The following is a 21,296-nucleotide window of genomic DNA, read 5'->3' on the forward strand; positions in this document are numbered from 1 at the left end:
CGGCCGCGAGAGCGATGCAAGCGTTCGGTTCCGACCCGATCCTCATGAGTCAGTCCATAGATGTCTTCTTAATAGTGCAAAGTAAAAGCGCCCCGAGATGAGGATCCCGGGGCGTTTTCTTTGGCACGGTCAGGCCTCACGCCAGCTGCAGCTCCACGTCGATGTTGCCGCGGGTGGCCTTGGAGTAAGGGCAGAGCTGATGGGCCTGCTCGATTACCTGGCTCGCCACGGCGCGGTCCAGGCCGGGCAGGCTGATGGTCAGGCGGGCCTGCAGGAAAAAGGCGTCGCCGCCCTTGCCCAAGTCGACCTCCGCATCCACGGCAGTCTCGGCCGGCAGGCTAATCTTCAGCAGCTGGGCGGCGCGGTTCATGGCGCCGATGAAGCAGGCGGACCAGCCGGCGGCGAACAGCTGTTCCGGGTTGGTGCCGGGGCGGCCGGAACCCGGGGGCGACAGGGTGACGTCCAACTGGCCGTCGCTGCTGCGGGCATGGCCGTTGCGGCCGCCCTGGGTATGGGTCTTGCCGGTGTACAGGACGGTGTCGATCTGGCTCATGGTCTGGATTCCTTCAGGGATGGGGGTGAAAAGCGGGGAGGATATTTAAATCGTGTCCGATCTAATCGGATGATCGGAAAATGGCTCGGGCGGCGCCTGTTGTCAACATATCCGATTAGATCGCGTACGATTTTTCTTTGGAAAAGAAAGCCCCCTTGGATGCGAGCCTTGGCCCGGTCCGAGGGGGCGTTGATCGGAGCCGTGAGGACGGCGGGGGCGGGGCCTCAGCCGTGGCGGCGGGCGTAGGCCAGTTCCGCCGCCAGTTCGGCGACGATCTGGGCCGCTGGCAGGAAGCGGGCCAGCGGGGCACCCTGGCCGGCCCACTGCGCGCCATAGCCGGTGTCGCCGGCGGCCTTGGCGGCGGCGTTCAGGGCCTTGCCGGCGTCGTAGGTCACCGGGTAGGCCGGCACCGCGTCCGGCGGCAGGCTGTCGCCGAGGCGCGTGAAGGCGTTGGCCAGGCTGCGCGCTGGCCGGCCGGAAATGGCGCGGGTCATGGTGGTGTGGTGAGCCGCCGCGCCCTTCAACGCGGCGCGATAGCCGGCGTCGGCCGCCGATTCGTCGGCGCCGACGAAGGCGGTGCCCAACTGCGCCGCGCCGGCACCCAGGGCCAGGACGGCGGCGATGCCGGCGCCGTCCATGATGCCGCCGGCGGCGATGACCGGCACGGCCAGGTCGCGCGCCAGCAGGCGGGTGAGGGCCAGGGTGCCCAGCCGGTCGTCCGGAACGTCCGGATCGAACACACCGCGATGGCCACCGGCCTCATAGCCCTGGGCCACCACCGCGTCCATGCCGGCCGCCACCGCCTGGCGCGCCTCATCCAGGCTGGTGGCGCTGGCGACCAGGGTGATGCCGGCGGCGCGCAGGGCGCGGACGCGGCCGGAGTTCGGCAGGCCGAAATGGAAGCTGACCACGGCCGGCCGTTCCTCCAGCAGCATGGCCAGCATGGCGTCATCGGTGCGGAAGGCGGGATAGATCTCCCGCAGTTCGGCCGGCGGCGTGGCGCCGAACCGGTCGAACAGCGGCCGCAGACGGTCGATCCAGGCGGCCTCGCGCGCGGCGTCGCGCTGGGCCGGCTGGTGGACGAACAGGTTGACGCCGAAGGGACGGCTGGTCCGCTCCCGCACCGCGCGGATCATGGCGCGGGCCTGGTCGGGCGTGCTGGCGCCCAGGCCCAGGGACCCCAAGGCGCCCGCCCCCGACACCGCCGCCGCCATGACGGGTGTGGAGACGCCGGCCATCGGGGCCTGGATGAGGGGGATGTCGATCTTCAGCAGGTCCAGCAGGCGGCCTGCGGCGGCGGGGGTGGACATGGATGTCTCCTATCCGGAACGGCTGAGGAAAAGCGGTCGGGGGAAAAGATATACCAGGAATACCTCATTTGGCATTCCCGGTTATCGTGTCAGGTCATGGGATCAGGCAATGGCCGCCTTGCGCCGCCGGTACTCCGGCACCGGCAGGCCGCCCCAGCCCCAGTTTTCCAGCGGCACCTCCTCGATGACGACGAAGGTGCTGTCCAGCGGCTTGCCCAGGACCTGCAGCATCAGCTCGCTGGCGCCCTTGATCAGGGCGGCCTTCTGTTCCGCCGTGGTGGCGTCGGCGCCGGGCGTGGTGCCTTCGCGGGTGATCTGGATGGTGACGACAGGCATGACGGCTCTCCCACCTTTGAGTATTCGGTGTTCGGGGTTAGTGACCGGCGCTTTGGCCGCCGTCGACGTGCAGGATCTCGCCCGTCACGAAGGGGGCGTTATCCAGGTAGAGGATGGCGTTCACGATGTCGGCCATCTCTCCCATGCGGCCCACCGGATGCTGCTGGCCCAGCCACTCGTGGGTGGACGGGTCGTGCATCGGGGTCTTGATGATGCCAGGGGAAACGGCGTTGACGCGAATGCCCCGGCTGGCGAACTCGATGGCCAGCGATTTGGTGGCGGCGTTCAGCCCGCCCTTGGTCAGCGAGGCCAGGACCGAGGGGACGCCGGAATTGGCGTGGTCCACCAAGCTGGTGGTGACCTGCACCACATGGCCGCCGTTGCCTTGCCTCAGCAGCTGGGCGATGACCAGCTGGGTGATGTGGTGGAAGCCGTTCAGGTTGGTGGACAGGACGCGGGCGTAGTCCTCGTCCGTGTAGTCGGTGTAGGGCTTGGCGATGAAGATGCCGGCGTTGTTGACCAGGCTGTCGATGCGGCCGAAGCGCTCCAGCGCCGTGGCGACCACGTGTTCCGCCGTTTCGCGGCTGCCGATGTCGCCGGCCACGGTGGCCACGTTCGGATTCTGCGAGGGCTGGATGGTGCGCGAGGTGGCGACGACACGGTAGCCCTGGGCGATGAGGCCGGCGACGGTGGCGGCGCCGATGCCCTGCGAGGCGCCGGTGACGATGGCGACTTTTCCAGTGGTGCTCATGACGGGAACTCCTTCGGGATCGGTGACGGGCGATCGTCTCTGTCGACGACGTTGCCCTGTGGATGACCCGAAAGATGCGCCCCGCCGGGTTGCGGGTGAACGCCCGGCCGGCGGCAGACATTCTTGCGCCGCGAGGAAGAGTGACGTGTTTAAAAGGACTTGAGAGGCGGCGGGCACAGTTGGGCGAAATGGGCCCGCAGGCGCGGCACGGCATAATCGACGAAGGCGCGCACCTTGGGCACGGACAGGCGCCCCGGCGGCGCGATCAGGTGCACCGGCACCGGTTCATGCTCATCCCGGTCCAGGATGACTTTCAGGCTGCCGGCCGCCAGCTCCGCCGCGATGTGGTAGGAGAACAGGCGGGTCACGCCCCGGCCCTCCACCGCCGCCGTGGCCGCCGCGCGAATGGTGTTGACCACCAGGCGGGGGGTGAAGCTGACGGTGCGGGGCACCGCCGACCCGGGCGCCGGCGGGAAGCTCCACGTTTCCAGCCCGAAGTGGGTCATGGCCACGATGGCGTGGCGGGCCAGGTCCGACGGCTGTTCGATGGCCGGATGGCTTTCCAGGTAGCTGGGCGAGGCCGCCACCACCCGCCGCACCTCCCCCACCCGGGTGGCGACCAGCGCCGAGTCCGCCAGGTGGGAGATGCGCAGGGCCAAGTCCATACCCTCATCGATCAGGCTGACCGGGTGGTCGATCATGTTCAGGCGGACGGATACCTCGGGATAGGCGTCCATGAAGCCCGACAGGATGGGGCCCAGCACGGTCTCCCCCGCCGCCACCGGAGCGGTGACGGTCAGCAGGCCGCGCGGGGCCGAGCGTTCGCCGGCGGCCAGCATGTCGGCCTCATCCAGTTCGGCCAGCACGCGGCGGCAGGCGTTGGCATACCGCTCCCCCGCCTCGCTCAGATGCAGGGAGCGGGTGGTCCGGTGCAGCAGGGCCGTGCCCACATGCCCCTCCAGGAAGGCGATGGCCCGGCTGACGGCCGCGGCCGAGCGGCGCATGCGGCGGGCGGCGCCGGCCAGGCTGCCCTCATCCACGGCGGCCACGAACACCCTCATCGCGTCGATACGGTCCATGGGCAGGGCTCTGGCAGGCGGGTGGGGTTGGCCCCACGATAGGGCCGGAACGCAACGGTTGGAATGGGGCATCGTCCGGGGCGCTTATGCTATGGATGCGCCCGACGCTTTCGTCTCTTGGAGCACCGTGCCGCCGTGACCACCCTGATCCTGTTCATCGTCCTGGCCTTCGCCTACCGTTTCGCCATGCTGGCCGTCTCCATCCGGCATGAGAAGGCGCTGCGCGCCGGTGGCGCGGTGGAGCATGGCGCCCGCAACACCCTGGCGCTGACCATCGCCCACATCGCCTTCTATCTGTCGGCCACGGTGGAGGGGCTGGTGCGCGCCGCGCCCGTCGACGCCGTCAGCGGCTTCGGCTTCGCCATCTACCTGTTCGGTGCCGCCATGCTGCTGGTGGTGGTGCGGCTGCTGGGCCGGCTGTGGACGGTGAAGTTGCTGATCGCGCGCGACCACCGGCTGGTGACCCACCCGCTGTTCCGCCTGGTGCGACACCCCAACTACTTCCTGAACATCCTGCCGGAACTGGTGGGCTTCGCCCTGACGCTGCACGCATACTGCACCCTGATCGCCGGCCTGGTCGTCTATCTCGTGCCCCTGACCATCCGCATCCGGCAGGAGGAACGGGCCATGCGCGAGACCTTCGCCGCCTATTGATTGGGAAAAATCGCTGGACCCGGGGGGCCGTCGACCCCACCTCAATGGGCGCAAGATCATTGGGGACGGGATCAGAGGGACAGCATGACCGCGGGTGAGGCCACTGACAGTCACGCTGCCGCCGCGATCCCCCGGCCCCACAAGGTTTCCGACATCCTCCAGGCCCTGGCGGCGGATGAGACCAGGGAGCGGGTGGCCATCGGCGACCTGCTGACGGCGCTCAGCGACCGCGCGGTGGGGGCGCTGATCTTCGTCTTCGCCGTGCCCAACGCCCTGCCCATGCCGCCCGGCACCTCCGCCGTGCTGGGCCTGCCGCTGGTGTTCCTGACGGCGCAGCTCGCCCTGGGGCGCAAGCCCTGGCTGCCCCGCTTCATTTCCAGCCGGTCGCTGGCGCGCAAGGACTTCGCCGCCATGATGGCCAAGGTTTCGCCCTGGCTGGCCAAGGCGGAACGCATGCTGAAGCCCCGCCTGGGCGTGGTGGCCCGCCCGCCGGTGGAACACGCGGTGGGGCTGGTCTGCTTCCTGCTGGCGCTGATCCTGTTCCTGCCCATACCGCTCGGCAACATGCTGCCGGCCGTGGCCATCAGCCTGGTGGCCTTGGGGGTGCTGGAACGGGACGGGGTGTGGGTGTTGCTGGGCCTGGGCACGGCGGTGACGTCCGTGGCCGTCGTCTGGGGCGTGCTGGTGGCCCTGCTGAAAAGCGGGCTGTTCCTGCTGGAACATACGCTGGGGCTGTAGGGCCGACGCCTGCTTCAGTGCGTGCCGGCGGCCGACTTCTCGATACGGTTGATATGGTCCAGGCCGGGCAGGATTTCCGAGCGCACGAATTCCACCCGCTTCATGGGTCCGCCGCCGCCATGGGGAAAGCGGGCTTTCCACAGGGCCATCTTGACCGCCAGGCCGCACAGCACGCCGCCGATGGTGACATGGTGGGCGGACAACTGGGCACGGACGGAGCGGAAGCTGTCGGCGTTGATGTTGTGCCAGAAATCCTTGCTGCGCCGGTCAAACGCCTCGAACCGCCCGGTGATGGAGGTGGTGATGCCCGTCAGCATGCGCATGACGTCGCCGATCATCTTCATCAGCAGGCGGTCGCGGGTGATCATCTCGCTCTTGGTGGCCTCGTTCACCCAACCCATGAAACGCTGCACCTCCGGCACCAGGCCGTCCAGGCAGCTGCGGAAGTAGGCCAGCGACAGGAAGACATCGCCGTATTCCTCCAGGAAGTTGGGAATGTCCTGCAGCTGCACGTTCAGCTTCTGCGACAACAGGGTCAGGTTGCGCAGCGCCTCTTCCCGGTCGGGATTGGCCAGCAGCTGGAACAGGTCGGCGATGTCGTTGATGGGCCGCTGCTCCGACCCATAGACCTGCTGGATCAGGGGCAGGGTGAAGTCGCGCATGTAGGAGGTCAGTTCCAGCCGCTTGCCGGCGGACAGGCGCAGGTAGTTCACGTCCTCCACCGGGATGCCCAGGCGGCGCAGCTCGATGCGCAGGCTATAGACGTCATAGCTGTTCAGTTGGGTCAGCCGGTGGATCTGCGCCATGTCGGTGCGCATTTCCTTGGCGTGCGACGGGTACATGGTGGCCAGGTGTTCCGGATTCACCTGGCCGCTGCCGGCCGACCGGTCCTGGAACACCTCCACCACCGTTTCCAGCCGCGCATTCTTGATCAGCCGCGCCCGTTTCAGGCCCGGCGTCTGCACCGGGATCATGCCCAGCGGCAGGATGTGCAGCGCGTCGCGGTCGTCGTCCGCGAACAGGCCGTCGTCGCCCGGCGCCGCGATCGTGGGCGGGAATTCCTCAGGAGCGGCGGCCTCGCTGTCGGAAGGGGCGGGTGAAGACGTCAACGGGGTGGGTCCGGGGCAGCAGGGTAGCGGCAATGGCGCCCTGTGGCGGCCGCCTCGATCTTGCGTCAGGTATAGACGACGGCGGGTGTGGTCAAGGGCGCCCTCACAAGGATTTGGGGGACTCCCCGGACATGCCCGCCCTGTGTCGGCCTGGGTTGTGACACGAGCGGCACCCCACCCCCCTGGATATTTGCGCGGGGACCTTGGCCTCGCATACAGTAACCCACATGCACAAGGTGCGGGCCTTGGGATCATTTCTCCAATGAGCTGCTACGTGAACAGTATGGCCGGGTCGGCACCATGCGCCAGGCGGTGATGGGCGCCCTCGCCGGCCTGGCGGTCCTGCAGCTGGGCTTGGCGGCCACGGACATGCGGACAGCCTGGATCCAGGCGCGTGACGCCCGGGACGCCCATGCCCTGGTGCTGGCCGCCCGGGGGCTGGCTGGCGCGCTGGATGCCCAGTCGGCGCAATGGACGGCGTCATTCATGGCCTTGCAGGCGGCCAGCCCCCCCGCCGCCGCCTCGGCGGATGACCTGGTGGAGAAGCGGCGGCAGGCGGACCAGGCGCTGGACACGGCGCTGGAGGCGCTTCCCGCCAATCCCGCGCTGGATAACGCGCGTCAGCGGCTGGCCGGCGTGCGGCAGGAACTGGCGGGCCTGCGCCGCGCGGTGGACCAGGCGCTGCACCAGGCCCACGACACCCGCGACCCGCCCCTGCTGCGCAACTGGCTGGCGGGGGAAGGGGCGCTGGCGACAGCCGAAAGCCGCCTGGGGCGTGAGGTGGTGGCCGCAGCGGCCGCCGCCTTTCCCAGCGCCGACGCGGTCCTGGCCGGCGATGCGCTGTTGGCCCGCCGCGACGCCGACCTGGCCTGGGTGGACGCGCTGACGCAACCGCCCTCCGCCGTGGCGGCCCCGCTACTGGATTGGTCCGCCCCATCCCGGCCGGACGGCGCCCTGGCCGCCGCCACGGGGCGCTTCACCGCCGCGCTGAAGGGGCGGCGCGGGGCGGATGAGGTGCTGGCGGCGCTGGCCGACATCGGTGCCGTGGCCGATCGGGCGCTGGACCACTGGGCGGCGGTGCCCGTCCCCACCGCCGGCTGGGCGGCGGTCAAGGCCGGGGCGCCCTTGACGCTGGCGGCCCTGCTGACGCTGGCCATCCTGGTGACCTTGCGCCGGGGCGTATTCCTCGCCGTGTCGCGCACCGCCCGATTGATGCGCGACCTGGCGGAGGGGCAGGTGGCCCAGGCGCCCGCCCTGCTGCCGCGCCTGGGGCGCGACCCGCTGGTGGCGGAGCTGCATTCGGCCTTGGCCCTCTACTGGTCCCATGCGCGCCGCATTGAACGCGAGACGCAGCGGCGGGAGCGGGCGGAGCGCCTGCTGACGGTGGAGCGCAAGGTGCTGGGCATGACGGCCGGCCGGGCACCGCTGTCGGCGGTGCTGTCGGCCCTGTGCTCCGGCATGGAGGCGGAGTTGGAGGGCGGGTTGTGCTCCATCGTGCTGGTGGATGCTGAGCGGCGCCACATCCACACCGGTGCCGCGCCCAGCCTGCCGGCGGCCTTCATCCGCGCCGTGGATGGGGTGGCGGTGGGGCCGTCCGTGGGGTCCTGCGGCACGGCCATCCACCGGGGGGAGCCGGTGATCGTCACCGACATCGCCAGCGACCCGCTGTGGCGGGACTTCCGCCAGGCGGCGGCGGAGGCCGGCGTGGCCGCCTGCTGGTCCCTGCCCATCCTGGCCGGCGACGGCAATCCCTTGGGCGCCTTCGCCGTCTATTTCCGCACACCGCGCTCACCCGAGGGCTGGATGCTGGATCTGGCGCGCCGGGCCAGCCGGCTGGCCACCGTCGCCATCTCGGCCGAGCGGGCGGCGGAAGAGGTAGAGCGGGCCAAGGCCGCCGCCGAGCTGGGCAACCGCACCAAGACCGAATTCCTGGCCAATATGAGCCATGAGCTGCGCACGCCGCTGAACGCCATCATCGGATTCGCCGAGGTGCTGGAGAACGATCTGCGCCGCGTGCCGGCCCAGGCGACCAACACGGGCTATGCCGGCGACATCGTGGCCAGCGGCCGCCATCTGCTGGCCATCATCAACGACATCCTGGACGTCTCGAAGATGGAGGCGGGGAAAGTCGAGCTGCGTGAGCGGGTGTGCGACGTCGGTGCCCTGGTGGCGGGGTGTGAACGCATCGCCCGCGCGCGCGCCATGGAAAAGCGCATCGACCTGGTGATCGCCATGGCGCCCGGCTTGCCGCCGCTGCTGGCCGACGACGTGAAGATCAAGCAGATCCTGCTGAACCTCTTGTCCAACGCCGTGAAGTTCACGGATCCGGGCGGCACGGTGTCGCTGACCGCCACCATCAATCCCGAGGCGCAACTGGTCATCGCCGTCACCGACACCGGCATCGGCATCGCGGCGGAGGATCTGTCCAAGGTCTTCGTGCCCTTCCAGCAGATCGACAACGTCTACGCCCGCACCACCCAGGGCACGGGCCTGGGCCTGTCGCTGTCCAAGGGCTTGGCCGAACTGCACGGCGGCCGGCTGGACATCGTCTCGCAACTGGGTCAGGGCACCACCGTCTCCCTCATCCTGCCCAGCCAGCGTCTGCTGACGGGCGGCGCCGGCGAGGACGGCCGTCCCAGCTTGCCGCCCGGCGTGATGGCGGCGGCGTTGGGGGACAAGGGCGCGTAAGGGATTACGCGGCCGCCGGCGCCCGATGATCGAGGGAAGGTCAAACGAAAAGGCCCGGGAGCGCAGGGCTTCCGGGCCTTTCCCCCGTCGCTTCCGCGACGGACCAGGTCTCGAAGAACCTTAGATGTAGTAGGAGGCCAACGGCGAGAAGCCGTTGAAGTTCACCGCCGAGTAGGTGGTGGTGTAGGCGCCGGTCGCCAGGATGTCGATCTTGTCGCCGATTCGCAAATCCACCGGCAGGCGGTATTCCGCCTTCTCGTACAGTACGTCGGCGCTGTCGCAGGTGGGGCCGGCCAGGATGACGGGCTCGGCGGCGCCGCCGTCATGGGGCGTCTGGATCTTGTACTTGATGGCCTCGTCCATGGTTTCGGCCAGGCCGCCGAACTTGCCGATGTCCAGGTAGACCCAGCGGCGCTCGTCACGGTGCGACTTGCGCGAGATCAGCACCACTTCCGACCGGATCACACCGGCGTTGCCCACCATGCTGCGGCCCGGCTCGATGATGGTTTCGGGCAGGCGGTTGCCGAAGTGCTTGCGCAACGAGGCCTCGATGGCGTTGCCATACTCGCCCTCGCTGGGGATGTCCTTCAGGTAGCGGGTGGCGAAGCCGCCGCCCAGGTTCACCATGCGCAGCATCACGCCCTTGTCTTCCAACGCATGGAAGATCTCGGCGGTCTGGGCCAGGGCCTTGTCCCACTGGGTTAGGTCGCGCTGCTGCGAGCCGACGTGGAAGGACACGCCGTAGGGCACGACGTTCATGGTTGAGGCGGCCAGCAGCAGCTCCGTCGCCATCTCAGGCTCGCAGCCGAACTTGCGCGACAGAGGCCAGTCGGCACCCTCGCCCGAGGTCAGGATGCGGCAGAAGACGCGGGCACCGGGGGCATGCTCCGCGATCTTCTCCAGCTCTTCCATGCTGTCGAAGGCGAACAGGCTGATGCCCAGGGCATGGGCGCGGGCGATGTCCGACGCCTTCTTGATGGTGTTGCCGAAGCTGATGCGGTCGGCGGTGGCGCCGGCGGTCAGGCAGTACTGGATTTCCGGGATGCTGGCGGTGTCGAAGCACGACCCCCGCTCGACCAGCAGCTTCAGGATTTCCGGCGCCGGGTTGGCCTTCACGGCGTAGAAGATCCGGGCCTCGGGCAGGGCGTCGTGCAGGTTGGCGTAGTTGTTGGCGACGACGTCCAGGTCGACCACCAGGCAGGGCGTGGCGGGCGTGTTCTCAGCGAAAAAACGAGCGATCTTCTCGGTCATCGATGACTCCGAGGCCAAAAGGCATATCAGGGGATGGATCGGGAATGGGGGCTTAACCGGGCAATGGCCCGGGTCCGTTCAAGCGTGCCAATAAAGCGGCCGGCCCGAACGGGTCAGATACTGGAGATATGCCCAGGCGGCGCCAGAAGCGCGCAAACCACCGGCCCGGTCTGACTGCAGACCGCCTGATCATGGCCCATCCGACTCTGCATCAGAGTGGGGGCGGGGGATCGAGGAAAGGCGGGCGCATGCCCACCGACAACAACATCAACCATCGTAGCCTCCAATTCGCCGCCTTGCTTAAGGGACGGACGAGGATACGCGTTACGTCGTTGCATAACCCTCGGGTGGAACCATTCCGCCCGGGGCCATAGGCACGTGCGCTGCGACTGAGCGCTATATAAGATGGAAAGCCGGGGTTGCACAGCGATTTTTTTTGGTGAACGTCGCCCCTGCGACTTCATGGCCGAATCTCCCGCACCGCATGGCTTTGACCTCTAATTCCGCTTGGCGCTCTGTGGGTTCCAGTCTGGGTGCCGGCCTGGGCACAAATCTCAATTTCGCCACTTTTGCGGCCCAAATTGGCCATGTCGCGCTGGCCTTATGCGCATAGAGGACGACGCGACATGATCCCCTGCCGGGGTCGGAAGCACTCCCGCCCGGTCTCCCCCGACCGGCCTACCGGAGGTGTCCTCTCCAGCCTGCCCCGGCTGGTCTACCAAACGGCCACCGCACCTGCCCCCCGCGGTGGCCGTTTTCTTTTTATCGGTTCCCTCATCGCATGTTCCCTCGGGCGCCGGGCGCGGGCATCCGCCCGCCGGGCTTGTCGCCGCGCTCCGTTTAGCGCCCCACGAAGGTTTGGCGACTCTCGTGCCTCACACCGGCGGGTATTGATCCAGCGCTTTGTTGGACCGCCGCCGCCGGCCTATAGTCGGGGCCCCTTCGACTCCGGCGCCCAGGGCCCATGACCTCATCTCAGCTTTTCACCGGCCGCGACCTGCTGTGCCTGCGCGGCGGGCGCCTGGTGTTCCAGGACCTGGACTTCCAGCTGGCGGCCGGCGGCTGCCTGACCCTGGTGGGACCCAACGGCAGCGGCAAGTCGACCCTGCTGCGCCTGATGGCCGGTTTGCTGAAGCCCTTCCGCGGCACCATCGCCTGGGATGGCATGGCCTTGGGCCAGGATCCGGAGGCGCACCGGGCCCGCCTGCACTATGTCGGCCACCTGGACGCGGTGAAGGCCAGCTTCACCTGCCGCGAAATTCTGGCCTTCTGGGCCGGCTTGCGCGGTGCCGGCGGGGTGGACGCGGCCCTGGCGGCCTTCGCCATCGACACGATCGCCGATGTGCCCGGCCGTTTCCTGTCGGCGGGGCAGCGCCGGCGCCTGTCTCTGGCCCGCCTGGTGGCCGCGCCGGCGCCCCTGTGGCTGCTGGATGAGCCCACCGTGGGCCTGGACCGCGCCTCCGTCGCCCTGCTGGAGGGTGCGGTCGCCCGTCATCGCGCCGGCGGCGGCCGGGTGGTGCTGTCCACCCATATCGACCTGGCGACTCCGGGGGGCGAGGTCCTGGACCTGGCGGCCTTCGCGCCGGTCGAGGACGATCAGGACGGGACGGAGGACGCCGCCTGATGCTGCGCCTCATCCTGCGTGACCTGCGCCTGGTGCTGCGCCAGGGCAGCGACGCCACCGCCGCCCTGATGTTCTTCGTGCTGTGCGTGGTGCTGTTCCCCTTCGGCGTGGGGCCTGAGCCCAATGTGCTGACCCGCATCGCCCCCGGGGTGTTGTTGATCGCGGCCCTGCTGGCGGCGCTGTTGTCCATGGAGCGGCTGTTCCAGGGTGATTTCGAGGACGGCAGCCTGGAACTGCTGCTGCTCTCGCCCCTGCCGGCGGAGGGGCTGGCCATCGCCAAGGTGGCGGCCCACTGGCTGGTGACGGGTGTGCCCCTGATGATCGCGGCGCCCCTGCTGGCCCTGCTGCTGCGCATGCCGGTGGACCAGCTGGGCCTGCTGGTGGGCACGCTGGCCCTGGCGACGCCGCTGCTCAGCCTCATCGGCGCGGTGGGGGCCGCCCTGACCCTAGGCGCCCGGCGCAGCGGCGTGCTGCTGCCCCTGCTGGTGTTGCCGCTCTACATCCCCGTGCTGATCTTCGCCGCCGCCGGCCTGGACGCCGGCCTGTCCGGCCTGTCCCCCCGGCCGCACCTGCTGCTGCTGGGCGGCATGCTGTGCGGCGCCCTGGTGCTGGCCCCGCTGGCCATCGCGGCCGCGCTGCGGGCGGCGCACGAATAACCTTTCCCTTCCTAAACTATTAGGCCTGATCCATATCAATTTACGGTGTATCCCGATGGCAAAGGCCGGAGGGCGTGATACATAACGGGGGCCATGCATCGCTTCGCCAACCCCGCCCGCTTCCTGAGGATCGCCAACGCCGTGCTGCCGTGGGCGGTGGGTCTGTCGGCGGTCTGTTTCGCGGCCGGGCTGTATCTGGGCCTTTTCGCGTCGCCGCCGGATTATCAGCAGGGCGATACCGTGCGCATCATGTACATCCACGTGCCCGCCGCGTGGATGAGCATGTTCACCTACAGCACCATGGCCGTGGCCGCCGCCGCCGCGCTGGTGTGGAAGCATCCGCTGGCCGAGGTCTACGCCAAGGCGGCCGCGCCCCTGGGCGCCGGCTTCACCGCCCTATGCCTGCTGACAGGATCCCTATGGGGGGCGCCCATGTGGGGCACCTGGTGGGTGTGGGACGCGCGGCTGACCAGCGTGCTGGTGCTGTTCTTCCTCTACCTCGGCTACATGGCCCTGGTGGATGCCTTCGACGATCCGGCGCGGGGGAACAAGGCCGGCAACATCCTGCTGCTGGTGGGCGCCGTGAACGTGCCCATCATCAAGTTCTCGGTGGAGTGGTGGAATACCCTGCACCAGCCGGCCAGCGTGTTCCGCCTGGGCGGGCCCACCATCGCCGCCAGCATGCTGTGGCCCCTGCTGCTAATGGCAGTGGCCTTCCAGAGCTATTTTTTCGCCGTGGTCATCTTGCGCATCCGCGCCGGCCTGGCCGCCCGCCGGGTGCAGACCCTGCGCCTGGGCCAGGCCAACTGAACCGGCGGTTGGGCGATGGGTTGGGGCCGATGGGACAAGAAGACCGAAGGCGGTCATTCCGGTGGCGTGATAACGTAATGGTCGTGCCAACTTCGCGGTCCTTCCGGACCGTCCGGCAGTGGTTGAGAGTGTGATGGACGGGTTCCTGTCGATGGGCGGATACGCCGCCTATGTCTGGTCATCCTACGGGGCCGCGGCCGTGGTCCTGGTGGGCCTGCTGGTGCTGAGCCTGACGGGCCTGCGCCGGGTGGAACGCACCCTGGCCACGCTGGAGGCGGCCAAGCCCCGCCGCAAGCGTGAGCCCAAGGCGGCGCCCACGCCGGCGCCCACGGCCACCCCTGCCGCCGAGACCACACCATGACCCGCAAGCGCCGCCGCCTGATGATCCTGGCGCTGGCCCTCCTGGGCCTGGGTACCGCCACGGCGCTGACCCTGTCGGCCTTCCGCGACAACATCGTCTTCTTCTACAGTCCGTCCGACCTGGCCGCCAAGCCGCCGGGCGCCCGCACCGTGCGCATCGGCGGCCTGGTGGAGACGGGCAGCCTGAAGCGCGAGGGCGCGATGACCGTCACCTTCCAGGTGACCGACACGGCCAAGTCGCTGCCCGTCACCTACACCGGCATCCTGCCGGACTTGTTCCGCGAGGGGCAGGGCGTGGTGGCGGAGGGCAAGCTGGGCGCCGACGGCGTGTTCGCGGCGACCGAACTGCTGGCCAAGCATGACGAGAAGTACATGCCGCCCGACGTGGCCGACGCCCTGAAGCGCGCCGGCCATCCCGGCAAGCCCGGGGACGCACCTGTCGCGGCGGGGGAGGAGCACCAGACCTCCACCCTGCGCACCAATCCCTGAAGACAGTCCGGACGCCGCCCATGATCCCCGAGCTTGGACACTACGCGCTGGTTCTGGCGCTGGTCGTGGCCCTGGTGCAGTCGGTCATTCCCCTGTGGGGCGCGGCACGGCGCGACGCCGCGATGATGGAGGTGGGGCGCACGGCGGCCTACTGCCAGTTCGCGGCCCTGGCGCTGGCCTTCGGCGCCCTGACCTACGCCCATGTGGTGTCGGACTTCAGCGTCCTGAACGTGGTGGAGAACAGCCACACCGACAAACCCATGCTGTACAAGGTGGCCGGCGTCTGGGGCAACCATGAGGGCTCGCTGGTCCTCTGGGTGTTCATCCTGGCCCTGTTCGGCGCCCTGGTCGCCGCTTTCGGCCGCAATTTGCCGGCCAGCCTGCGGGCCCGGGTGCTGGCGGTGCAGGGCATGATCGGCGTGGGCTTCCTGTGGTTCATGGTCGCCACCAGCAACCCCTTCACCCGGGTCGACCCCGCCCCCCTGAACGGCCACGACCTGAACCCGCTGCTGCAGGACCCCGGCCTGGCCTTTCATCCGCCCTTCCTCTACCTGGGCTATGTCGGCTTCTCGCTCTGCTTCTCCTTCGCCGCCGGCGCCTTGCTGGAGGGGCGGGTGGACGCCGCCTGGGCGCGCTGGGTGCGGCCCTGGACCCTGATCGCCTGGTCGTCGCTGACGCTCGGCATCGCCATGGGGTCGTGGTGGTCCTACTACACCCTGGGCTGGGGCGGCTGGTGGTTCTGGGACCCGGTGGAAAACGCCAGCCTCATGCCCTGGCTGGCCGGCACGGCGCTGCTGCACTCCGCCATCGTGGTGGAAAAGCGCGACACGCTGAAAAGCTGGACCATCCTGCTGGCCATCGTCACCTTCACCCTGTCGCTCATGGGAACCTTCCTGGTGCGCTCCGGCGTGTTGACCTCCGTCCACGCCTTCGCGTCCGACCCGGCGCGCGGCGTCTTCATCCTGGCGCTGCTGGTGGTGGCGACGGGCGGCGGCCTGCTGCTCTACGCCCTGCGGGCCCCCATCCTGAAGGCCGGCGGCCTGTTCGCGCCCATCAGCCGCGAGGGCGGGCTGGTGCTGAACAACCTGCTGCTGTCCACCGCCTGCGCCACCGTTTTCCTGGGCACCCTCTACCCCCTGTTCATGGACGCCGTCGGCGGGGGCAAGATTTCCATCGGCCCGCCCTTCTTCAACGCCACCTTCGTGCCCCTGATGGTGCCGGTGGTGGCGGTCATGGCCATGGGCCCCCTGCTGTCGTGGAAGCGGGCGGACCTGGCGGGCGTGCTGGACCGGCTGAAGATCGCGGCCCTGGTGGGCGTGCTGGCGGCCCTGGCCGCCCTGTGGCTGGCGGGCACCAAGCCGGTGCTGGCGGTGCTGGCCCTGGGCTTGGCCGGCTGGGCCGTCATGGGCGCCATGGTGGACGTGGCCGACCGCATCCGCCTGTTCCGCATGCCCCTGACCGACAGCCTGTCCCGCGCGCGCCACCTGCCGCGCGGCGCCTGGGGCACCGCCATCGCCCACGCCGGGCTGGGCGTGGCCGTGGCCGGCATGGTCGGCACCTCCGCCTGGACGACGGAGGCCATCCAGGTTCTCCACACCGGCCAATCGGTGGACGTGGCCGGCTACAGCTTCCGCCTGGACAGCGTGGATGAGGCGCCGGGACCCAACTACACCGCGCGGCGTGCCCGGCTGACCGTCACCCGCGACGGCGGCTTCATCGCCACCCTGGCCCCGGAACAGCGCTTCTACCCCGTCACCCGCATGACGACGACGGGGGCGGCCATCCACACCAATTTCTTCAGCGACCTTTATGCTGTGGTGGGCGAGCCGGCGCCGGATGGCACCGGCTACAACACCCGCTTCTACCGCCATCCGCTGGTGCCGTGGATTTGGGTGGGCTCCATCCTCATGATGGCCGGCGGGCTGGTCAGCTTGTCCGATCGCCGCCTGCGCGTCGGCGTGCCGCTGAAGCGCGCCGTACCCCGCGCCGTCGCCGCCGTCCCGCCGGCTCCCGCCGAATAAGGTCCCCCGCATGCGCCGCCTGATGTTCCTGATCCCCCTGGTGCTGTTCCTGGGCCTGGCCGGCTGGTTCGGCGTGCGCCTGAAGCAGATCGACCGGGGCGACACGCCCGACCGCCTGCCCTCCGTCATGATCGACAAGCCGGTGCCGGCCTTCGACCTGCCGCCCCTGGTGGAAGGGCAGCCGGGCGTGGCGTCCACTGGGTTGGGGGACGGGAAAGTCCGGCTGGTCAACTTCTGGGCCAGTTGGTGCGCGCCCTGCCGGTCGGAGCATCCCATCCTGATGCGCCTGGCGGGGCAGGGGGTGGACATCCGCGGCATCGACTACAAGGACAAGGCGGCGGACGGCCAGGCCATCCTGGCGCGCGACGGCAATCCCTACGCCGCCGTGGCCCGGGATGAGAACGGCCGCACCGCCATCGACTTCGGCGTCTACGGCGTGCCCGAGACCTACGTCATCGACCGCCAGGGCCGCATCCGCTACCGCCAGGTGGGCCCCATCACCCCGCAGGATCTGCAGAACCGTATCCTGCCGCTGATCAATGAGCTGTCGAAATGAGGCGGGCGCTTTTCATCCTGGTCTTGGCGGCCACGCTGCTGTCCGGCCCCTTGGCCCACGCCGTGCAGCCGGATGAGATGCTGCCCGACCCGGCGATGGAGGCGCGGGCGCGCGCGATCTCCAAGGACCTGCGCTGCCTGGTCTGCCAGAACCAGTCCATCGACGACAGCGACGCGCCCCTGGCGCGCGACCTGCGCCTGCTGCTACGCGAACGGCTGGTGAAGGGCGATACGGACGCCCAGGCCGTGGCTTTCCTGACCGACCGCTATGGCGACTATGTCCTGCTGCGCCCGCCGGTGCGGCCGGCGACGTATCTGCTGTGGTTCGGGCCCTTCGCCCTGCTCATCGTGGGCGGCGGCGTCCTGGTGTGGCGGGGCCGGCGCGGAACCGTGGGGGCGGAGGCGGTGGCGCCGCCCCTGACGGCGGAGGAGAAGGCCCACTTGGCCGTGCTCATGCGTGACGGGGACGAGGGGAAGGGCCAGCCATGATGGCGTTCTGGATCGCCGCCGCCCTGCTGACGGCGGGCGTGCTGCTGGCGCTGCTGCGCCCGCTGATGATGCCGCGCAAGGCCGATGCGGGGGGCACGCCCGAGGTCGACATCTATAAGGACCAGTTGGCGGAGATCGAGCGCGACGTGGCGCGCGGCCTGCTGACCGACGACCAGGCCGCCGCGGCGCGGACGGAGGTCAGCCGGCGCCTGCTGGCGGCCGATGCGCGGGCGAAGTCGGCGCAGGCGGCGCCCGCGACGCCGGCGAAGCCCTCCCGCAGGCTGGCCACCGCCCTGATGGCGGCCGTGCCCCTGCTGGCCATGGGCATCTACCTGCGTCTGGGGCAGCCCGACCTGCCGGGGCAGCCGGCGGGCGGGCGTACCGACCAGGCCGCCGGCGTGCAGGCCCAGGCGGTGCTGAAGACCCTGCAGGCCCGTGTCACCGAGAACCCCAAGGATCTGGAGGCGTGGAAAGCCCTGGCCACCGCCCAGGGCATGACCGGCCAGAACGACAAGGCCGCCGTCTCCTGGGCCAAGGCCGTGGACCTGGCCCCCGACGACGCCAACCTGCAAGCCTCGCGCGCCGAGGCGCTGGTGCTGTCGGCCGACGGCGTGGTGGGGCCGGAGGCGAAGCAGGCCTTGGGGCGGGCCCTGGCCCTGAACCCCAAGGAACCGCGCGCCCGTTATTACGACGGCCTGGCCACGCGTCAGGCGGGCGACCTCAAGGGCGCCATCACCCGCTGGTCCGCCCTGCTGGCGGAAAGCCCGGCCGACGCCCCCTGGGTGCCCTTCCTGCGCGGCCAGCTGGGTGAGACGGCGACCGAGGCGGGTATGGATCCGGCGGCGGTGACGCCGCAGCCCCTGCCGCCCGCCAACCCGGCGCCTGCACCTGTTGCCGGTACCCCGGGTCCGACAGCCGACGACATGGCCGCCGCCTCCACCATGTCCAGCGGCGATCGCAACGCCATGATCCAGGGCATGGTCCAGCGTCTGGCCGACCGGCTGAAAACCCAGCCCGACGATGCCGAGGGCTGGTCGCGCCTAGCCCGCGCCTATCGTGTGCTGGGGCAGAACGACAAGGCGGCGGAGGCCGAGGCCAACGCCAAGCGCTACGGCGGCGGCACCGCCGGCGCGCCCACCGGCACCGTTCCGCCGGGCATGCCCGACCCCGCCACCATGACGCCGGAACAGCGGTCGGCCACGGTGAAGTCGCTGCTGGCCCAGTTCCAGGCGGCGGCGGAGAAGGAGCCGGACAAGCCCGAGGGCTGGGCCCGCCTGGCCCAGGCCTATGAGGCGACGGGCGATGTGGCCAAGACGCGGGAAGCTTGGGGTCGGGCCGTGGCCGCCGCCCCCGACGATGCCGAGATCAACCTGGCCTATGCCCGCGTGCTGCTGCCGGCCGACGGGGGCCGCCCACCGCCGCCCTTCTTCACCGCCCTGCGCGTGGTGCTGAAGTCCTCGCCCAACAATCCCCAGGCCCTGTGGTACCTGGGCCTGGACGCGGCGGAGGCCGGCCGCAAGGCCGAGGCCAGGGACCTGTGGGGCCGCCTGCTGCCGCTGCTGCCGGAAGGATCCGAGGACCGTAAGGAGCTGGAGGGTCGGCTGAAGGCGCTGGGCTCCTGAGTCGTTCAGAGGCTTGACCCTGCAGGGGTAATTCAAAGGTGCGGGCCAGGGTGCCGCCGTGTGTGACATCCTATCCCTCGGGTTGGTGCCAAGGGCGGTGCAAACCGGAGGTGAATGACCTAAAGTGCGGGTATCGCCCCCGTTTCGCCGGTGCCGCCCTGTCCTTGTGCCATACGGCCCCGTCTCAGGCCTCTTTTCCCTGATGAATGTCCCGCGATGAATGAATCGTCCCCTTTGCCTTCCGCCGCCGGTCTGGCCGGCGTGGTGGATGAGCATCTGCGGTGGATCGGTCAGTGGCACCGCGCGGCGTTCTTCAACCAGGGCGGCGGCGCCCCCCTGCCCACGCCGATGGCTTTCCCCGCCTGGGTGCGTGGCGCATCGGGCAGCGAGTTGGCGGACCAGCCGGCCATCGACCGTCTGATCTCCCTGCACGACCAGATGCATCGCATGGCCCGCCTGGTGCACATGCGCGCGGCCGAGGGCCAGCCGCCCTCCCTGCAGTCGTACGAGGCGGTGATCGAGAAGTTCGACGAGTTCATGCTGCTGCTGCGCCGCATCGAGCGGGCGTTCAGCGTGGCCGGCAGCGGCATCGACCCGCTGACCGGTCTGCGCAACCGCACCGGCCTGCGTGAAGAGATGGAGCGCGAGGTCAACCGCTACCGCCGCACGGGCCGCCCCTTCTGCGTGGCTCTGTGCGATCTCGACAAATTCAAGTCGGTCAATGACACGTACGGGCACGAGGCGGGCGACCGTGTGCTGATGGCCGCGGCCGGCGCCGTGAACCAGGGTATCCGCAGCTTTGACGAGGCCTTCCGCCTGGGCGGCGAGGAAATTCTGATCCTGCTGAAGGACGCCACCGTCATGGACGGCTACGCCGTGGTGGAACGCCTGCGCCAGGATATGGAAACGCTGTCCGTCGCCATCGGCGGCGGACGGGCCATCCGCTTCACCGCCAGCTTCGGCCTGGCCGAGGCGCGGCCGGATTGCGATCCGGAGGATCTGGTGGCGGAGGCGGACGCCGCCCTCTACACCGCCAAGCGCCAGGGCCGCAACCAAGTGGTGCGCGCGACCCCGCCGGTGTGAAATGGGATTCGCCGGTCGGCCGCGCCGCCTGTCGCGCACCAGCCATGAGGCTTGACCGCTTGGTCAGGATCACCCGCTTGGGGTAACCGGTCGCCTTATTCGGGCGGTCGGTCCTGATTCCTTGCGTCGCCACGGTGGCGCTCGGCCGCCGGGTCCGCTAGCTTGGAACCAATTCCACCGTTAAGAGCAAGATGCGATCAGCCATGATCGCATCTTGCTCTTAACCTGTTCATGATAGTGCGGATTTACACGATCAGGTGACTCCACCTGATCGCGTTCCGCTCTAAATTCCTGGTCTTGCCGCCCATGCGCACCGTTCCCGAATTTCCCAACCTGTTCGTCGCCGATCATCCGCTGATCCAGCACAAGCTGTCGCACATGCGGGACAAGCGGCGGTCCACCATGGGCTTCCGCCAGCTGCTGCGCGAGATCGCGCTGCTGATGGGCTATGAGCTGACGCGCGACCTGCCGTTGACCACGGAGCGGATCGAGACGCCGCTGGTGGAGATGGACGCCCCCGTCATCGAGGGCAAGAAAGTCGCCGTCGTTCCCATCCTGCGCGCCGGCCTGGTGATGGCCGAAGGCCTGCTGGAACTGATGCCCGGCGCCCGCGAGGGGCACATCGGCCTCTATCGTGACCATGAGACCAAGCAGCCGGTGGAATATCTGGTGAAGCTGCCGGCCGCGGCCGGGCGTACCTTCATCCTGGTCGACCCCATGCTGGCCACCGGCAATTCCGCCGTCCACGCGGTGGACGTGCTGAACCGTCACGGCGTGGCCGACGACCAGATCCGCTTCATGGCCCTGGTCTCGGCGCCGGAAGGCGTGCGCGTCTTCCACGCCGCCCACCCGGAGGTGAAGGTCTACACCGCCGCCCTTGACAGCCACCTGACCGACGACGCCTACATCGTCCCCGGCCTGGGCGACGCCGGCGACCGTCTGTTTGGAACCAAATAAGGTTGCCTCAGGCGCCGGCGGGCATCCGCCCTTGGCCGTCCTCAGTTTCCAGTCCGTTCCGCTCCCCGGAAACTTCCGGCGGCCCGGGTCGGGGTCTCGCCCAGTTCCGGGTGGAACTGGGCCCCGGTGCCTCTTTTCCTGGGCCGCGACCGCGGCCACCG

Annotated in this window: 21 protein-coding genes; 14 read left to right on the plus strand and 7 right to left on the minus strand. The window is 69.5% G+C overall.

Annotated elements, in window-relative coordinates:
- Positions 1–136: 136 nt before the first annotated feature.
- The 5 genes from UAA55_RS30770 to UAA55_RS30790 all read right to left on the minus strand — a co-directional run bounded on the left by UAA55_RS30770 (position 137) and on the right by UAA55_RS30790 (position 4,029).
- Positions 137–553, minus strand: a complete 417-nt coding sequence (locus UAA55_RS30770) for an organic hydroperoxide resistance protein (RefSeq protein WP_322957643.1) — start codon at positions 551–553, stop codon at positions 137–139.
- A gap of 224 nt (positions 554–777) precedes the next feature.
- The gene (locus UAA55_RS30775; RefSeq protein WP_322957645.1) at positions 778–1,863 is read right to left on the minus strand and encodes an NAD(P)H-dependent flavin oxidoreductase; all 1,086 of its coding nucleotides are present in this window, start codon (positions 1,861–1,863) and stop codon (positions 778–780) included.
- A 102-nt stretch (positions 1,864–1,965) separates the two neighbouring features.
- Entirely contained in the window at positions 1,966–2,199 is a 234-nt protein-coding gene (locus UAA55_RS30780; protein WP_145619867.1) for a tautomerase family protein, read from the minus strand.
- 37 nt (positions 2,200–2,236) lie between these two features.
- Entirely contained in the window at positions 2,237–2,950 is a 714-nt protein-coding gene (locus UAA55_RS30785) for an SDR family NAD(P)-dependent oxidoreductase (protein ID WP_322957648.1), read from the minus strand.
- Between the two features lie 149 nt (positions 2,951–3,099).
- On the minus strand, positions 3,100–4,029 hold the full coding sequence (locus tag UAA55_RS30790) for a LysR family transcriptional regulator (protein ID WP_322957649.1): 930 nt from the start codon (positions 4,027–4,029) through the stop codon (positions 3,100–3,102).
- A gap of 135 nt (positions 4,030–4,164) precedes the next feature.
- On the opposite strand from UAA55_RS30790, the gene UAA55_RS30795 reads away from it, so the two are divergent.
- Both UAA55_RS30795 and UAA55_RS30800 read left to right on the plus strand, forming a co-directional pair.
- Complete coding sequence (locus UAA55_RS30795; RefSeq protein WP_322957650.1) at positions 4,165–4,683, plus strand: isoprenylcysteine carboxyl methyltransferase family protein; 519 nt, start codon at positions 4,165–4,167, stop codon at positions 4,681–4,683.
- An 84-nt stretch (positions 4,684–4,767) separates the two neighbouring features.
- A complete protein-coding gene (locus UAA55_RS30800; protein ID WP_322957651.1) occupies positions 4,768–5,421 on the plus strand; it encodes an exopolysaccharide biosynthesis protein in 654 nt (217 codons plus the stop codon).
- 14 nt (positions 5,422–5,435) lie between these two features.
- Here UAA55_RS30800 and UAA55_RS30805 read toward each other — a convergent pair whose 3' ends face one another.
- Positions 5,436–6,530, minus strand: coding sequence for a hypothetical protein (locus UAA55_RS30805; RefSeq protein WP_322957652.1), 1,095 nt, complete (start codon positions 6,528–6,530; stop codon positions 5,436–5,438).
- Between the two features lie 300 nt (positions 6,531–6,830).
- On the opposite strand from UAA55_RS30805, the gene UAA55_RS30810 reads away from it, so the two are divergent.
- A complete protein-coding gene (locus tag UAA55_RS30810) occupies positions 6,831–9,218 on the plus strand; it encodes a GAF domain-containing sensor histidine kinase (RefSeq protein ID WP_322957653.1) in 2,388 nt (795 codons plus the stop codon).
- Between the two features lie 120 nt (positions 9,219–9,338).
- Here UAA55_RS30810 and UAA55_RS30815 read toward each other — a convergent pair whose 3' ends face one another.
- The gene (locus UAA55_RS30815; RefSeq protein WP_322957654.1) at positions 9,339–10,469 is read right to left on the minus strand and encodes a type III PLP-dependent enzyme; all 1,131 of its coding nucleotides are present in this window, start codon (positions 10,467–10,469) and stop codon (positions 9,339–9,341) included.
- Positions 10,470–11,433: 964 nt separating this feature from the next.
- Here UAA55_RS30815 and ccmA point away from each other — a divergent pair.
- From ccmA to upp, 11 genes are all read left to right on the plus strand, one after another.
- On the plus strand, positions 11,434–12,093 hold the full coding sequence (gene ccmA / locus UAA55_RS30820; protein WP_322957655.1) for a heme ABC exporter ATP-binding protein CcmA: 660 nt from the start codon (positions 11,434–11,436) through the stop codon (positions 12,091–12,093).
- Entirely contained in the window at positions 12,093–12,749 is a 657-nt protein-coding gene (gene ccmB / locus UAA55_RS30825; protein WP_322957656.1) for a heme exporter protein CcmB, read from the plus strand. The genes ccmA and ccmB overlap by 1 nt, the downstream gene beginning before the upstream one ends.
- Before the next feature lie 93 nt (positions 12,750–12,842).
- Positions 12,843–13,559 carry a heme ABC transporter permease gene (locus UAA55_RS30830; protein ID WP_322957657.1) on the plus strand — a complete coding sequence of 239 codons (717 nt, stop codon included), beginning with the start codon at positions 12,843–12,845 and terminating at the stop codon, positions 13,557–13,559.
- Positions 13,560–13,692: 133 nt separating this feature from the next.
- Complete coding sequence (ccmD, locus tag UAA55_RS30835; protein WP_145619877.1) at positions 13,693–13,920, plus strand: heme exporter protein CcmD; 228 nt, start codon at positions 13,693–13,695, stop codon at positions 13,918–13,920.
- Entirely contained in the window at positions 13,917–14,408 is a 492-nt protein-coding gene (gene ccmE, locus UAA55_RS30840) for a cytochrome c maturation protein CcmE (RefSeq protein WP_322957658.1), read from the plus strand. Before ccmD ends, ccmE begins: the two co-directional genes overlap by 4 nt.
- A 20-nt stretch (positions 14,409–14,428) precedes the next feature.
- Positions 14,429–16,429, plus strand: a complete 2,001-nt coding sequence (locus tag UAA55_RS30845) for a heme lyase CcmF/NrfE family subunit (protein ID WP_322957659.1) — start codon at positions 14,429–14,431, stop codon at positions 16,427–16,429.
- A gap of 10 nt (positions 16,430–16,439) precedes the next feature.
- Positions 16,440–16,985, plus strand: coding sequence for a DsbE family thiol:disulfide interchange protein (locus tag UAA55_RS30850; protein WP_322957660.1), 546 nt, complete (start codon positions 16,440–16,442; stop codon positions 16,983–16,985).
- The gene (locus tag UAA55_RS30855; RefSeq protein WP_322957661.1) at positions 16,982–17,473 is read left to right on the plus strand and encodes a cytochrome c-type biogenesis protein; all 492 of its coding nucleotides are present in this window, start codon (positions 16,982–16,984) and stop codon (positions 17,471–17,473) included. Before UAA55_RS30850 ends, UAA55_RS30855 begins: the two co-directional genes overlap by 4 nt.
- Entirely contained in the window at positions 17,470–19,095 is a 1,626-nt protein-coding gene (gene ccmI / locus UAA55_RS30860; protein ID WP_322957663.1) for a c-type cytochrome biogenesis protein CcmI, read from the plus strand. Before UAA55_RS30855 ends, ccmI begins: the two co-directional genes overlap by 4 nt.
- 216 nt (positions 19,096–19,311) lie before the next feature.
- Positions 19,312–20,178, plus strand: coding sequence for a diguanylate cyclase (locus tag UAA55_RS30865; protein ID WP_322957664.1), 867 nt, complete (start codon positions 19,312–19,314; stop codon positions 20,176–20,178).
- A 306-nt stretch (positions 20,179–20,484) separates the two neighbouring features.
- Positions 20,485–21,135, plus strand: coding sequence for a uracil phosphoribosyltransferase (gene upp / locus UAA55_RS30870; protein WP_322957665.1), 651 nt, complete (start codon positions 20,485–20,487; stop codon positions 21,133–21,135).
- Positions 21,136–21,296: the final 161 nt, after the last annotated feature.

Source organism: Nitrospirillum guanabarense (assembly GCF_034653355.1).
Lineage (GTDB): Bacteria > Pseudomonadota > Alphaproteobacteria > Azospirillales > Azospirillaceae > Nitrospirillum.

What these genes read in the sequence shown, in the direction of transcription:
- ccmB (WP_322957656.1), top strand. Translation starts at nt 12,093, where the DNA reads ATGCTGCGCCTCATCCTGCGTGACCTGCGCCTGGTGCTGCGCCAGGGC.
- UAA55_RS30845 (WP_322957659.1), top strand. Translation starts at nt 14,429, where the DNA reads ATGATCCCCGAGCTTGGACACTACGCGCTGGTTCTGGCGCTGGTCGTG.
- UAA55_RS30780 (WP_145619867.1), bottom strand. Translation starts at nt 2,199, where the DNA reads ATGCCTGTCGTCACCATCCAGATCACCCGCGAAGGCACCACGCCCGGC.
- UAA55_RS30770 (WP_322957643.1), bottom strand. Translation starts at nt 553, where the DNA reads ATGAGCCAGATCGACACCGTCCTGTACACCGGCAAGACCCATACCCAG.
- UAA55_RS30815 (WP_322957654.1), bottom strand. Translation starts at nt 10,469, where the DNA reads ATGACCGAGAAGATCGCTCGTTTTTTCGCTGAGAACACGCCCGCCACG.
- ccmD (WP_145619877.1), top strand. Translation starts at nt 13,693, where the DNA reads ATGGACGGGTTCCTGTCGATGGGCGGATACGCCGCCTATGTCTGGTCA.
- UAA55_RS30850 (WP_322957660.1), top strand. Translation starts at nt 16,440, where the DNA reads ATGCGCCGCCTGATGTTCCTGATCCCCCTGGTGCTGTTCCTGGGCCTG.
- UAA55_RS30800 (WP_322957651.1), top strand. Translation starts at nt 4,768, where the DNA reads ATGACCGCGGGTGAGGCCACTGACAGTCACGCTGCCGCCGCGATCCCC.
- UAA55_RS30785 (WP_322957648.1), bottom strand. Translation starts at nt 2,950, where the DNA reads ATGAGCACCACTGGAAAAGTCGCCATCGTCACCGGCGCCTCGCAGGGC.
- ccmI (WP_322957663.1), top strand. Translation starts at nt 17,470, where the DNA reads ATGATGGCGTTCTGGATCGCCGCCGCCCTGCTGACGGCGGGCGTGCTG.
- UAA55_RS30855 (WP_322957661.1), top strand. Translation starts at nt 16,982, where the DNA reads ATGAGGCGGGCGCTTTTCATCCTGGTCTTGGCGGCCACGCTGCTGTCC.
- ccmE (WP_322957658.1), top strand. Translation starts at nt 13,917, where the DNA reads ATGACCCGCAAGCGCCGCCGCCTGATGATCCTGGCGCTGGCCCTCCTG.
- UAA55_RS30775 (WP_322957645.1), bottom strand. Translation starts at nt 1,863, where the DNA reads ATGTCCACCCCCGCCGCCGCAGGCCGCCTGCTGGACCTGCTGAAGATC.
- UAA55_RS30830 (WP_322957657.1), top strand. Translation starts at nt 12,843, where the DNA reads ATGCATCGCTTCGCCAACCCCGCCCGCTTCCTGAGGATCGCCAACGCC.
- UAA55_RS30810 (WP_322957653.1), top strand. Translation starts at nt 6,831, where the DNA reads ATGCGCCAGGCGGTGATGGGCGCCCTCGCCGGCCTGGCGGTCCTGCAG.
- UAA55_RS30790 (WP_322957649.1), bottom strand. Translation starts at nt 4,029, where the DNA reads ATGGACCGTATCGACGCGATGAGGGTGTTCGTGGCCGCCGTGGATGAG.
- upp (WP_322957665.1), top strand. Translation starts at nt 20,485, where the DNA reads ATGCGCACCGTTCCCGAATTTCCCAACCTGTTCGTCGCCGATCATCCG.
- ccmA (WP_322957655.1), top strand. Translation starts at nt 11,434, where the DNA reads ATGACCTCATCTCAGCTTTTCACCGGCCGCGACCTGCTGTGCCTGCGC.
- UAA55_RS30865 (WP_322957664.1), top strand. Translation starts at nt 19,312, where the DNA reads ATGAATGAATCGTCCCCTTTGCCTTCCGCCGCCGGTCTGGCCGGCGTG.